The sequence below is a fragment of the Pantoea sp. FN0305 genome (genome assembly GCF_050113845.1).
Classification (GTDB): domain Bacteria; phylum Pseudomonadota; class Gammaproteobacteria; order Enterobacterales; family Enterobacteriaceae; genus Mixta; species Mixta alhagi.
Genome location: NZ_JBNJSN010000006.1, coordinates 119,338 through 131,957 on the forward strand (window position 1 = coordinate 119,338; position 12,620 = coordinate 131,957).

The 12,620-nt window shown below is 54.4% G+C and carries 14 protein-coding genes; 4 read left to right on the forward strand and 10 right to left on the reverse strand.

The genetic code is table 11. The features are described 5' to 3' along the window. Position 1: 1 nt before the first annotated feature. Positions 2-745: a 3'(2'),5'-bisphosphate nucleotidase CysQ gene (gene cysQ, locus ACQE3Y_RS13440; protein ID WP_426973277.1), complete on the reverse strand. Its 744-nt coding sequence runs from the start codon at positions 743-745 to the stop codon at positions 2-4. A 325-nt stretch (positions 746-1,070) separates the two neighbouring features. Between cysQ and ACQE3Y_RS13445 the strand changes: the two genes are divergently transcribed. Continuing rightward, the gene (locus ACQE3Y_RS13445) at positions 1,071-3,011 is read left to right on the forward strand and encodes a bifunctional 2',3'-cyclic-nucleotide 2'-phosphodiesterase/3'-nucleotidase (protein WP_426981878.1); all 1,941 of its coding nucleotides are present in this window, start codon (positions 1,071-1,073) and stop codon (positions 3,009-3,011) included. Positions 3,012-3,157: 146 nt separating this feature from the next. Here ACQE3Y_RS13445 and ACQE3Y_RS13450 read toward each other — a convergent pair whose 3' ends face one another. Next, positions 3,158-3,448: a class IIb bacteriocin, lactobin A/cerein 7B family gene (locus ACQE3Y_RS13450; RefSeq protein ID WP_426973274.1), complete on the reverse strand. Its 291-nt coding sequence runs from the start codon at positions 3,446-3,448 to the stop codon at positions 3,158-3,160. Positions 3,449-3,678: 230 nt separating this feature from the next. Further along, positions 3,679-4,299 (reverse strand): FKBP-type peptidyl-prolyl cis-trans isomerase, encoded by a 621-nt coding sequence (gene fklB, locus ACQE3Y_RS13455; protein WP_426981879.1) that lies wholly within the window; start codon positions 4,297-4,299, stop codon positions 3,679-3,681. 216 nt (positions 4,300-4,515) lie between these two features. Between fklB and ACQE3Y_RS13460 the strand changes: the two genes are divergently transcribed. Further along, entirely contained in the window at positions 4,516-5,064 is a 549-nt protein-coding gene (locus ACQE3Y_RS13460) for a LysM-like peptidoglycan-binding domain-containing protein (protein WP_426981880.1), read from the forward strand. An 82-nt stretch (positions 5,065-5,146) separates the two neighbouring features. Here the strand turns inward: ACQE3Y_RS13460 and rplI are convergent, their stop codons facing one another. The 5 genes from rplI to yjfP all read right to left on the reverse strand — a co-directional run bounded on the left by rplI (position 5,147) and on the right by yjfP (position 7,575). Continuing rightward, the gene (rplI, locus tag ACQE3Y_RS13465) at positions 5,147-5,596 is read right to left on the reverse strand and encodes a 50S ribosomal protein L9 (RefSeq protein WP_085069879.1); all 450 of its coding nucleotides are present in this window, start codon (positions 5,594-5,596) and stop codon (positions 5,147-5,149) included. Between the two features lie 40 nt (positions 5,597-5,636). Further along, a complete protein-coding gene (gene rpsR / locus ACQE3Y_RS13470) occupies positions 5,637-5,864 on the reverse strand; it encodes a 30S ribosomal protein S18 (protein WP_000135199.1) in 228 nt (75 codons plus the stop codon). A gap of 4 nt (positions 5,865-5,868) precedes the next feature. Further along, on the reverse strand, positions 5,869-6,186 hold the full coding sequence (gene priB, locus ACQE3Y_RS13475) for a primosomal replication protein N (RefSeq protein ID WP_085069878.1): 318 nt from the start codon (positions 6,184-6,186) through the stop codon (positions 5,869-5,871). Between the two features lie 6 nt (positions 6,187-6,192). Beyond that, positions 6,193-6,588 carry a 30S ribosomal protein S6 gene (gene rpsF, locus ACQE3Y_RS13480; RefSeq protein WP_104958681.1) on the reverse strand — a complete coding sequence of 132 codons (396 nt, stop codon included), beginning with the start codon at positions 6,586-6,588 and terminating at the stop codon, positions 6,193-6,195. Positions 6,589-6,798: 210 nt separating this feature from the next. Continuing rightward, on the reverse strand, positions 6,799-7,575 hold the full coding sequence (gene yjfP, locus ACQE3Y_RS13485; RefSeq protein WP_426981881.1) for an esterase: 777 nt from the start codon (positions 7,573-7,575) through the stop codon (positions 6,799-6,801). Positions 7,576-7,749: 174 nt separating this feature from the next. Between yjfP and ACQE3Y_RS13490 the strand changes: the two genes are divergently transcribed. Continuing rightward, on the forward strand, positions 7,750-9,681 hold the full coding sequence (locus ACQE3Y_RS13490) for a methyl-accepting chemotaxis protein (protein WP_426981882.1): 1,932 nt from the start codon (positions 7,750-7,752) through the stop codon (positions 9,679-9,681). A 55-nt stretch (positions 9,682-9,736) separates the two neighbouring features. Further along, positions 9,737-10,069, forward strand: a complete 333-nt coding sequence (gene bsmA, locus ACQE3Y_RS13495; RefSeq protein WP_426973262.1) for a biofilm peroxide resistance protein BsmA — start codon at positions 9,737-9,739, stop codon at positions 10,067-10,069. Here the strand turns inward: bsmA and ACQE3Y_RS13500 are convergent. Continuing rightward, positions 10,043-11,668, reverse strand: a complete 1,626-nt coding sequence (locus ACQE3Y_RS13500; protein ID WP_426973261.1) for an isovaleryl-CoA dehydrogenase — start codon at positions 11,666-11,668, stop codon at positions 10,043-10,045. The genes bsmA and ACQE3Y_RS13500 overlap by 27 nt on opposite strands. A 143-nt stretch (positions 11,669-11,811) precedes the next feature. Further along, positions 11,812-12,546, reverse strand: a complete 735-nt coding sequence (gene rlmB / locus ACQE3Y_RS13505) for a 23S rRNA (guanosine(2251)-2'-O)-methyltransferase RlmB (RefSeq protein ID WP_085069873.1) — start codon at positions 12,544-12,546, stop codon at positions 11,812-11,814. Between the last annotated feature and the right edge of the window lie 74 nt (positions 12,547-12,620).

Below are 12,620 nucleotides of genomic sequence, written 5' to 3' on the forward strand. Positions count from 1 at the left end.
CTCAGAAAATAGAGACGCGAAAGCCAGGGTTGAGGAAGGACTCGCGCGGCGTATAGTCCAGCGAGCGCCCTTTCCAGTCATGAACATGCGCGCCTGCGGCCAGCGCTACCGCGTGACCAGCAGCGGTGTCCCAGCTGTTGGTCGGCCCAAAGCGCGGATAGAGCTGAGCCTTACCTTCCGCAACCAGGCAAAATTTAAGCGAGGAGCCAATGACCACCGTTTGATGTTCGCCCAGCTGCTTGAGATATTCCGTCAGCTCATCGCCATCCTGATGAGAACGGCTGACAACCACCAGCGGCGGTCGCGCATCACGGATTTTAATCTGCGTTTTTTGCCCGTTCTCTTCTTTCCAGGCTTTACCTTCCGCAGCGGAATACATCACGCCCAGCACCGGCGCATAGACAACGCCAAGTACCGGTTTGCCCTGATCGATCAGCGCGATATTTACCGTAAACTCACCGTTACGTTTAATAAATTCTTTGGTGCCATCCAGCGGATCGACCAGCCAATAACGCTGCCAGTGCTGACGTACCTCAAAAGCAGGCGGATCCTCTTCGGAAACAATCGGCACCTCGGGCGTAAGCTGCTGCAGCCCCCGGATAATCACGCGGTGCGCCGCAATATCGGCAGTGGTCACGGGCGAATCGTCAGATTTGTGAGAAACGTCGAGCGGCGCCTGACCATCGTAAATATTCATGATGGCGTCGCCCGCTTCACGCGCCAGCTGGCAGATTTGCTCTAACATTTTTCACCTCTTTGTCGATGACCGAAGTAAGCCTGACGACAGTGCCGGGACTTACGATGATTGATCATGCTGTTTAAGCATAGCAGCTGGCATTCAGATGCCACAGTCAGCGGCTGCCAGCCAGTCGTATTTGTAGATCGTTTAGTTATCAATAGCATAATTCACGCATTACTGCATTACCCTTTCCCTGGGCCATTTCGCGCATAACGGTCACAGACCTTAATAAGGGTTATTTATCTGTTCACTATCACAAATTCGTGCGATGAAACGTAACCTTTGCAGATTAATTTGAGAAGTTTGTAGCGATTACTTTCAGGAGGAAAAAATGGTTAAGGGTACTGCGCTTCTGGTGATGGCCACGGTTTCGATTCCGCTTTCCGCTGCCACGGTGGATTTTCGCATTATGGAAACCACCGATCTGCACAGCAACATGATGGATTTCGATTATTACAAAGACAAACCCAGCGATAAATTTGGCCTGGTGCGCACCGCCACGCTGATCGCTGCGGCGCGTGCGGAAGTTAAAAATAGCGTGCTGGTAGATAACGGCGACGTTATCCAGGGCAGCCCGCTTGGTGATTACATGGCCGCAAAGGGACTAAAGGCGGGAGAAACGCATCCGGTCTATCAGGCGATGAATACGCTGGGCTACAGCGTCGGCAATCTGGGCAATCATGAATTTAACTATGGTCTGGACTATCTGCAGAAGGCGCTGGCAGGGGCTCATTTCCCCTATATCAACGCCAACATTATCGATACCGCTACGGGCAAACCACGCTTTACTCCCTGGCTGATTAAACCAGAGAAGGTGATCGGGCGGGACGGAAAAAGCTACACATTGAACGTGGGCTATATCGGTTTTGTACCGCCACAAATTATGGTCTGGGATCGGGCGAACCTGCAGGGAAAAATAACGGTTGATGATATAACTGAAAGCGCCAGACGTTGGGTGCCTGTGATGCGTCAACAGGGCGCGGACGTGATCATCGCCGTCGCGCACTCTGGTTTATCGAGCGAACCTTATCATGCGCTGGCTGAAAATTCCGTGTGGTATCTCAGCAAAGTGCCGGGCATTGACGCCATTATGTTTGGCCATGCGCACGCCGTCTTCCCCAGCGCCGATTTTGCCGCTATTCCCGGTGCGGATATCAAACAGGGCACGCTCAACGGAATACCGGCGGTCATGCCGGGCATGTGGGGTGATCACCTTGGCATAGTGGATCTGACGCTAAATAATGACGAAGGACAATGGAAAGTGACCCAGGCACGTGCCGAGGCGCGCCCAATTTATGATAAGGCGGCGAAAAAATCGCTGGCGCAGGAAGATCGCGCCCTGGTGCAGGTGCTGGCTGACGCTCATCGCGCCACGCGTGATTTTGTCGCACAGCCGATCGGTAAATCTTCAGACGTGATGTACAGCTATCTGTCGCTGGTGCAGGACGATCCTACGGTGCAAATCGTGAATAACGCGCAGCGCGCTTACGTTGAGCATTTTATTCAGGGCGACCCCGATCTGGCCAATATTCCGGTGCTTTCCGCCGCCGCGCCTTTTAAAGCGGGAGGGCGTAAAAACGATCCGGCCAGCTATGTGGAAGTGGAAAAGGGCGAACTCACGTTTCGTAACGCTGCAGACCTTTACCTCTATCCCAATACGCTGGTGGTGATGAAAGTTAACGGCGAGCAGGTAAAGCAATGGCTGGAATGTTCTGCCGGACAGTTTAATCAGATCGACCCGCAACAGCGGCAGCCGCAGGCGCTGATTAACTGGAACTACCGCACCTATAATTTTGATGTGATTGATGGCGTGAACTATCAGATAGATGTGACGCAACCAGCTCGTTATGATGAGGAATGTCAGTTAATTCATCCGCAAGCGTCACGCATTAAAAATCTCACCTGGCAGGGTAAACCCATCGAGGCCAGCGCCACCTTCCTGATCGCAACCAATAACTATCGTGCCTGGGGCGGCAAGTTTGCCGGGACCGGAGAAAAATATATTGCTTTCTCTTCACCTGATGAGAACCGCGCGATCGTTTCAGCCTGGATTAGCGCGCAAACCAAAGCGCAGGGGGAAGTGCATCCGCAGGCGGATAATAACTGGCGTCTGGCTCCTGTCCAGAGCGCTGTACCGCTGGATATTCGTTTTGAAACCTCGCCTTCAGCGAAAGCCGCAGATTTTATTTCCCGCTATGGTCGTTATCCGCTAAGCTATATCAGCCAGGACGAAAATGGCTTTGCTATTTATCGCATCGACCTGCAAAAATAATATAAAAAGCCAGCTTCGGCTGGCTTTTTATGATTCCTGAATTAACACCAGACAATAATATCCCATTAGCTCCCATAGCGTGAAAACAAATGACCCGTTTTACATAATCAAGGAAGCTATAAAATATTATATGGAGTAGAACAGCATTATTTTTTGCCGAACAGCTGTTTGATAGCGCTCAAACCGTTATCGACAATACTGACTACACCATTACCGATATCGGTGATTGCGCCTGTGATGTTCAAATCCAGCAGTTTGCCAATGCCTGAGCCTAACAGGGTACCTGCTTCTGTTGCGTTTGTGACCAGACCGCCCAGTGCAGTCCCTTTATCTACAATGCTGCCAATAGCGGCCCCAATATTCAAACCGATTTTATCGAATACACCAAGCAGGCCGCCGGAGATTTGCTCCATTTCCTTGTCGTTTAGCTGACGCATAATAGTCCCTCTTTTATGTGTAGGTTGATTTACTAAATTCCTTATTATTAAGGCAAGCAAAGTATAGTGAAAATCAATTTCATAAAGCAATAAGCGGATACATCGAATTAGGAAATATATAAATAAGGATAAATAAAAACAAAGCAGGGGAAACAACAGGCAATTTTACTACATTATAATAAAGGCAAAAAGTTTATCCTTTTTGCCTTTATATTATTAAATAAGAGTGGTTAGATAATGTCTAATAATTCCACTTCAAATACCAGCGTACTGAACGGTGGAATCGATGCGCCTGCGCCACGCTCGCCATAGGCCAGATTGTGTGGAATCGTCAGCTCCCATTTAGAACCCACCGGCATCAGCGTCAGGGCTTCAATCCAGCCAGCAATCACGCCGCTTACCGGAAACTCTGCTGGCTCGCCACGCGCGACCGAGCTGTCAAATACCGTGCCGTCGATCAGCTTACCGGTGTAGTGAACGCGCACGTGGTCCTGACGAGAAGGAATCGGGCCGGTACCCTGATTGATGACACGGAACTGCAGCCCGGATTCGGTGCTGTTTACCCCTTCACGCTGGGCGTTTTCCTGCAGCCAGGTTTGACCTTCTGCCGCCATCGCCTGCTGACGCTCACGACGTACGGCATCCGCACGCTCATGTACTTCGCGCAGCGCGCGATGCACTACATCAACCGGTACCGCTGGCGCATTCCCTTCCAGCGCATCACGCAGGCCCGCTACCATCGCTTCCGGCAGTAATCCCTGCAGGCCAGAATCCAGCAACTGCTGCCCTACCTGCAAACCAATACCGTAGCTTGCCTGCGCTTCAAGGCTGTCAAAAGAAGGGGTTGTCATATTTTATCCTTTCACCAATCAATCAAAAGAAGACGCAGCATAACAGCCTGCGTTGCAGGGGTAAAATCTGCATTCTTTCGATGACTTTTTGTAATGAAAAGGAAACAATAACGCCATCGCAATTTTTATAACCCAGACAGGCACTTTGCGTCTTTTTTGCCCATACTGCATCGAGGAAAGCAACCGCGACGCGCACAAGGTGCCGGAGGTAACATTATGCTCAAGGACTCCCATTCTGGCATTCGCTTATGGCTGACCCGCCTCTGGCATCTGCCGGATGGTATTAGCTGGATGCAGCCACTGCCGCCAGCGCATCGGCGTGGCATTATTCTGGTGCTTATCGTGGTGCTGCTGGCTTTTCTCTGGCCAGTCTCAGCGCCACGTGACAGTGCGCCGCGCCCGGTCAGCGACGATGGCAGTAAAGAGGTGCCGCTGCAGGCGGAAATTTATGATAACCCACCTGCGACGCCGCCCGCTCAGCCTGCGCAACCCACCCAGGATAATGGTCAGTGGCGCAGCTATCAGATCGCCTCTGGTCAAACGCTGGCGCAGCTATTCCGGGATAATAATCTCCAGGTGAACGATGTTTTCGCGATGGCGCGCGTTGAAGGCGATGATAAGCCGCTAAGCAGCCTGCAAAGTGGACAGCAGGTGAAAATTCGTCAGGACAGCAATGGCGTGGTGACCGGGCTTACGGTAGAGGGCGAGAACGGCCCGGTGCTGTTTACCCGCCAGCCGGACGGCTCTTTTTTGCGAGCACAATAAAACGCAGCAGAAACAAGCAGTGGTTAGATGCAAAAACAAAAATGCCGGCCCAGGGCCGGCATTTTCATGTTACTGAAATAACTTATTCAGCAACTACGTTCACGTTCAGCTTAGCAAACACTTCGCTGTGAACCTGGAAGCTCACTTCGTGCTCACCAGTGGTACGCAGAACGCCGTTCGGCAGGCGAACTTCGCTCTTAGCCACTTCAACGCCAGCTGCAGTTACAGCGTCAGCGATGTCACGGGTACCGATAGAACCGAACAGTTTGCCTTCGTCACCCGCTTTAGAAGCGATGGTTACGGTGCCCAGTGCATTGATGCTTTCAGCACGAGCGTTGGCTGCTGCCAGAACGTCAGCCAGTTTGGCTTCCAGTTCAGCACGGCGAGTTTCGAAGAACTCAACGTTTTTCTTGGTTGCCGGCACAGCTTTGCCCTGCGGAACCAGGAAGTTACGAGCATAGCCCGCTTTAACGTTAACCTGATCGCCCAGGCCGCCCAGGTTTGCTACTTTATCAAGCAGAATAACTTGCATTACCTTATCCTCTCAAAGTCGATAATTGGACAGTGGCCGATTACTGATGACGATCAGTGTACGGCAGCAAAGACAGGTAGCGCGCGCGCTTGATAGCACGAGCCAGCTGACGCTGGTATTTGGCGCGAGTACCGGTGATACGGCTCGGTACAATCTTACCGCTTTCAGTGATGTAGTTTTTCAGCGTAGCGATATCTTTGTAGTCGATCTCTTGAACGCCTTCCGCGGTGAAACGGCAGAACTTGCGACGACGGAAATAACGTGCCATTTGGCTAGTCTCCAGAATCTATCAATTCAATCTGCTCGGCATGCAGCACAATTTTACTGAGGCCATTGCGCCCTTGATGACTGCAAATAAAGCCTTCAATGGTAAGCTGCGTGCCGACCGTTATATGTTGAGTAATCACCTGATGCGTCTTACCGCTAATAATCACGGGCATACGACACCAGGCCTGCCGGAAGAATCCGGCCTCTTCCTGCTGCGAGCGATGCTCAAGCACCAGCTGGCAGTGTGGAATCCCTGACGGACTTATTTTTTGCAACGGTGCCCGACACACAGTGCCAGACAAACGCAGCCGGTTCGCCGTCACGGTCGATTACTCTTCAGAATCCCCGGCATCTGCATCGTCAGAGGTTTCGTTAGCGAAATCTTCACGACGCTCACGGCGCTCGTCTTTCGCTTTAACCATCGGAGATGCTTCGGTTACTGCGTTTTTGGTACGCATAACCATGCTGCGGATAACGGCGTCGTTGAAGCGGAAGTTAGTTTCCAGCTCATCGATCACTTCCTGCGGTGCTTCTACGTTCAGCAGAACGTAATGCGCTTTGTGCAGTTTGTTGATCGGGTAAGCCAGCTGACGGCGACCCCAGTCTTCCAGACGGTGAATCTTACCTTCTGCACCAGTGATGGCACCAGTGTAGCGCTCGATCATGCCCGGAACTTGTTCGCTCTGGTCAGGATGAACCATAAAGACGATTTCGTAATGACGCATCGAATTTGCTCCTTACGGATTATTCAGCCTCCTGTCAGGGTCAACCGCGGCCCATGGAAGCAAGGAACGTTTTAAGTGTACGGCTGAAAAAATTGACGCGTAATCATACTGGCATGGCGGGGGAAACTCAAGCGGGAATCACGGAAAAAAAGCGCCGGGTCGGGGCGGCAGCGCATTATGCTCTCCCGCCTGCGCCCTTCATCTCAACTATCAAAGAGATGCGAAAAAACTGACCAGCGCCTCTAACGCCTGCGGCGTTATTTTATGCCCTACTCCTGGTTCAGTTAGCCAGCTAAGCTGCTGGTCAAGCTGCGCGCTGGTCAGCGCCTGAACCAACCGTTGAGTTTCCGCTGCCGGAACAACGTCATCCGCTTCGCCATGCCACAGCAGCAGCGGACGATCCGCCAGCCGCTCCAGCTGACGGCTGGGATCGTATCCGGCGAGCGGTGCCAGCAGGCGCGCCCGTTCCGCCTGCTCTTCCGGCGTTTCTGCCTGCAAGGGCGGAAAGAGCGTCTGACTTAACGACATAAAATAGCCCGATCCCATCAGGCAGGCGACGCGGTTAATATGCGGATAGCGCGCCATGGCCCCTAACGCGGTCATGCCGCCCATTGAAGCGCCCGCCACGCCGAAGCGGCCTTCGGCTATTAAGCCTTGCGTTCGCAACGCGGCTTCCAGCTGCGGCAGCTCATCGATACTGCTGCGCAAAATATCCCAGAAATGGGCCAGCCGGTATGCGCTGTTGCCGCCATAACGGGAACCATGCTGATCGGCATCCGGCATAATCACGCGAAAGCCTGCCTGCGCCAGCGCGACGGCAGCCCAGGCATAGACTTCTTTGGATGAGAGGTAACCATGCCAGAAAATCACCACAGGCAGAGCGGTAGCGCGCTGACCAGCCGGCGCGGCATGCAGGCACTCAATGCCGCTAAAAGATTCGGTAACAATATCGATCGCCCTACCTGTGGGGATTTTTTTCTGCGTCATTGCCGTCATGATCCGCTCACTATGCATGGAAAATAGCCTTTGATTATAAGGGATTGCGCGATTTCTCAATCAGCTGCAGAAAAAAAGATCCTTCTCCCTGCAGTTTGTAGGGTAAAAATTCATCATTTTTTGCCGTTTAACGAGATCCCATAATATTACCAAAAGGTAGAACTCATGAAGCGTCTCTCACTCAGCCGCGCCAGTTTGGGCGTCAAGCTGTCTGTCATGACCTCGTTGAGCGTGGCCGTGCTGTTTTTCATCCTCACGCTCGCTTTAAGCAATAATGCAGCCAAACAGCTGCAGGCATTAACGCTGGAAAATATGCAAAACCAGGTGGCAGGGATTGGCGACATGGCGGGCATGTTTAACGCCACGCTAAGCGAAGAAGTAGCCAATTATACCAGGCTGTTCCAAAGCTTCCTGCCGAAAGAGTTTAGCCGTGATGAAAGCGCTCGTATTACGGTAGGCGACTTCTCTACGCCAACTTTACGCGCCGGGTTAAAAACCCTGAATCTGGATGAAACCGTTGTTGATGACTTTTTAGCGCGTACCGGCGCTATTTCAACGATTTTTGTCCGTGACGGCGATAACTACGTGCGTGTTGCCACCTCACTGCTGAAAGAAGACGGTTCGCGTGCGATGGGAACTCAGCTCGATCGCCAAAGCCCGGCCTTCGCCCAGGTAAGTAAAGGTGAAGCGTATCGCGGCCTGGCCTCCCTGTTCGGCAAACGCTACATCACCCAGTACCAGCCGGTAAAAGATGCCAGCGGGACGGTTGTTGGCATCCTGTTTGTCGGCGTGGAGATCGGTAAGCAGATCGCGCTGATGCGCGATAAAGTGCTGGATAAGTCCTTCAGCGATACCGGCCGCTTTATGGTGATGAACGGCGCGGCAGGAACTTCTCGCGGTACCTGGCTGTTCCATCCGCAAGAAGAGGGGAAAATGGCGCACTGGTCGCCGGAAACCATGCAGCAGCTCACCACCCAGCAGAGCGGCACGCTGGAAACGGTACAGGATGGCGAACCGCGTATCGTTGCCTGGCAGCATCTGCCTGGCTGGAACTGGATCATTCTTGGTGATGTGGATAAAGACAGCCTGCTGGCGCCCATTACTTCGGCCCGCAATACTTTCCTGCTGCTTGGGATGGGACTGGTGATCCTGTTTGCCGTAGGTTTTGTCGTTATCACGCGCCGCTGGGTTAGCGTTCCGCTACAGAAGGTGATCCATCTGGCTGAACAGTATGCGGACGGCAACCTGCAGGCAACGTTGCAAACGCAGCGTAAAGATGAGGTAGGCCAGCTGATTACCGCCATCAACGGCATCGGTGACGGGCTGGAACGAATCGTTTCCCAGGTGCGCACCGCCGCGCAGGATATTAGTCAGGGCACCGACGCGATTGCCGTCAGCAGTGAAAATATCAGCGAGCAAATTACCCGCCAGGCCAGCAGCGTAGAAGAAACCTCCGCCAGTATGGAGCAGTTGGGCGCTACCGTTGGACAGAATGCGGAGAACGTTGCGCAGGCGCTACAGCTGGTAGCGGAAGCCGCAAGCGCCGTGCAGCAAGGCGGCGAAACGGTCGCGCACTCGGTCAATACCATGTCGGCGATCAAGGTCTCCTCACAGAGCATTGCTGATATCACCCACGTCATTGAATCCATTGCCTTTCAGACCAATATCCTCGCACTGAACGCAGCGGTAGAAGCAGCACGCGCAGGCGAGCATGGTAAAGGGTTTGCGGTTGTTGCGGCTGAAGTCCGCGCGCTGGCGAGCCGTAGCGCGCAGGCAGCGAAGGAGATCGATGGGCTGATCAGTAACTCCATTAGCAGCGTGAATCAGGGCCATATCCTGTCCGAACAAACGCGCAGCGCGATGGAAAATATTGTTACCCGCATTGAGCAGGTTAAAGCGCTGATGGGCGAAATTAATATCGCCTCTCAGGAGCAGTCCGCCGGGATCGGTCAGGTCAATATCGCGATGACGCAGATCGGTCAGGCAACGCATCAAAATACCGAGCTGGTGGCCCAGTCAGAAGAAACAGCGCATGAGCTTAGCAAAAAAGGTCATCATCTGACCGAGCTGGTGAGTGTTTTTACCCTGAAAGGCTAACGGAACAGTGGGGATCGCATACACTTTAGCGATCCCCTACCGTGAGGAGTTTACGATGCGTTACTGGCCTTTACTGCTGTTAACTCTGACCTTAAGCGCCTGCAGTACGCTGCGTTCGACGCCGGAAGCGCCGCCGCCGCCGTTGCCGCAGGCCCAAGAGATTCACCGGGCGCAGACCGCTAACCTGCCAAGGCTGGGCAGCATTACCAGCACTACGCGCGGCTCGCCGGACGATGCCCAGCGCGAAATTGCGCGAAAGGCCAATCAGGCTGGCGCCACCTATTATCAGATAGTGGCGCTCAGCGAAACGGTGATGCCGGGAATGTGGTACGCCTCAGCGGTGCTGTATGGCCCGGCGGGCTCATCCACCGCTGGCACGCAGCAATAAACGTTCGCCAACAGCGTTTGCAACAGATACCGCGCCGCGCGTATCTAAAAAGTGCTGACACCAGGCATCCGCCAACGGCGGTTCCAGGGTGGTCAAAAGCTGTTGGCCAGTCGCTAATAACACCAGCTGACTGGTTATCGCGCGCGCCTGCGCCTCCTGCGGCTTCCGCAGCCGCAGTTTGAGCTGACGCCAGCAGCTATCGAAATGGCGGTTAAGGCCTTTAACCTCATCAAACTGAGCAGCCAGCATCTCTGTTACCGCTGGCTGCTTTCTCAACACCCGCAGCACATCCAGACACATAACATTACCTGCGCCTTCCCAGATGCTGTTTACCGGCGCTTCGCGATAAAGACGCGGTAGCTCACTCTCTTCGCAATAGCCGATGCCGCCTAATATCTCCATCGCCTGAGCGATGAAAGGCGTCGCGTTTTTGCACACTGCAAACTTCGCGGCAGGCGTAAACAGACGCACATAAGCACGCTGCTGTTCATCCGCCGGTTGCGAAAAGGCATGAGCGATACGCATTAACAGGGCGGTCTGCCCTTCCAGCTGCAGCGCCTGCTGACAGAGCTGCTGACGCATCAGCGGTTGCTCAACCAGCGTTTTTCCCATCATCTGACGCTGATGCGCATGATAGAGCGCCACTGAGAAGGCGCGCCGCATCAGGCTATGGCTGCCCAGCGCACAGTCGAAACGGGTATAGCCGCCCATTCTTAAAATTTGACGCACGCCGTCGCCTTCGTCGCCTAACAGCCAGCCTGTTGCGCCGTCAAACTCTACTTCACTGCTGGCGTTAGAGCGATTGCCCAACTTATCTTTCAGGCGTTCAATGCGTACCGCGTTGCGCGTACCGTCCGGCAGCAGGCGCGGCAAGAAAAAACAGCTGATGCCGCCCGGCGCCTGCGCCAGCACCAGATGCGCATCACTCTGCGGCACAGAAAAGAACCATTTATGGCCGGTAAGACGATAACTCTCGCCGTTACCGCGCGCTGCAACAGGTTCTGCGCGCGTGGTATTGCTCAGGACATCGGTACCGCCCTGCTTTTCCGTCATGCCCATGCCGATCAGCAGCCCGCGCTTTTGCGGCGCAGCGTGGAGGTGTGCATCGTAACGATCGCTTAATAACGGCGGCAGCCAGTCGGCAAACAGGGACGGCAGGCTGGTCTGCAACAGCGGCGTCGCGCCAAAAGTCATGGTAACAGGGCAAAGCGTGCCAGCTTCTACCTGCCCGTGCAGGATAAAACGCGCAGCGCGGGCCACAAACGCGCCTGAGCGCGCCCCGGCCTGCCAGGGCAGGTTATGCACGCGGTTAGCGCACAGCCCCTGCATCAACAGGTGCCAGGCAGGATGAAAGCGTAAATCATCCAGCCGTTCGCCGCGCGCGTCGTAGCGCAGCAGCTCAGGGGGAAAAGCGTTAGCCAGCCTTCCCAGCTCCAGCGACTCGCTGCTGCCAAGCTGCTGCCCTACCGATGCCAGCAGATCCTGGTCCCAGTTCGCACCAAAGCGCGCCACGGCTTCACGCAGCGGCGTATCGGAAAGAAACAGGTTGCTATTGCTGAGTGGGCGAGGCTGATTAAAAACGGTATGGGTAACGGACATAAGCGGGAATCTCCATGCGGAAAGCCCGATGAGCCAGCGGCCAGGGCTTTGAATTATCCAGCAGTAGAGTCATTATGCAGAAAGCCGCAGAAGATGCCCGTAACAGAGAGGATATTCGGGGCGCTCATCACGCCCCGCAGCGATCAGCCGCGACGCTGACGTACCGCTTCAAACAGGCAAATGCCGGTCGCTACCGAAACGTTCAGTGAAGAGACGCTGCCCGCCATAGGCAGTTTGATCAGATCATCACAGTGCTCACGCGTCAGACGGCGCATGCCTTCGCCTTCCGCGCCCATCACCAGTGCCAGCGGACCGGTCATTTTGCTTTCCCATATTTCATGGGTCGCTTCGCCTGCAGTGCCGACAATCCAGACATGATACTCCTGCAGCAGACGCATGGTGCGCGCCAGGTTGGTCACCCGAATCAGCGGGACATTCTCCGCCGCGCCGCTGGCAACTTTTTTCGCCGTGGCGTTCAGCGCAGCAGAACGATCTTTCGGTACGATAACCGCATGCACGCCAGCGGCATCCGCACTGCGCAGGCAGGCACCAAGGTTATGCGGATCGGTGACGCCATCCAGGATCAACAGCAGCGGCGATTCAATCGACGCCAGCAGATCCGGCAGATCGCCTTCCTGATACTGCCTTCCTGGTTTTACCTGCGCCACGATACCCTGATGCACAGCGCCTTCTGATTTACTGTCGAGCCACTGGCGCGTAGCAACCTGAATCACGATCCCCTGCGCTTCCAGCGCAGTAATCAGCGACTGCAGACGACGATCGTCACGGCCTTTCAGGATCCAGACCTGCTGGAAACGTTGCGGATCGCGCTCTAAAAGCGCCTGTACGGCGTGAATGCCGAAAACTACTTCACTCATATGTTATCCGATGCTGGTTACGGGCGGCCCTGCCGCCCTTTGGCCTGCGGCGCGACAGGGATTGCCTGTTACCG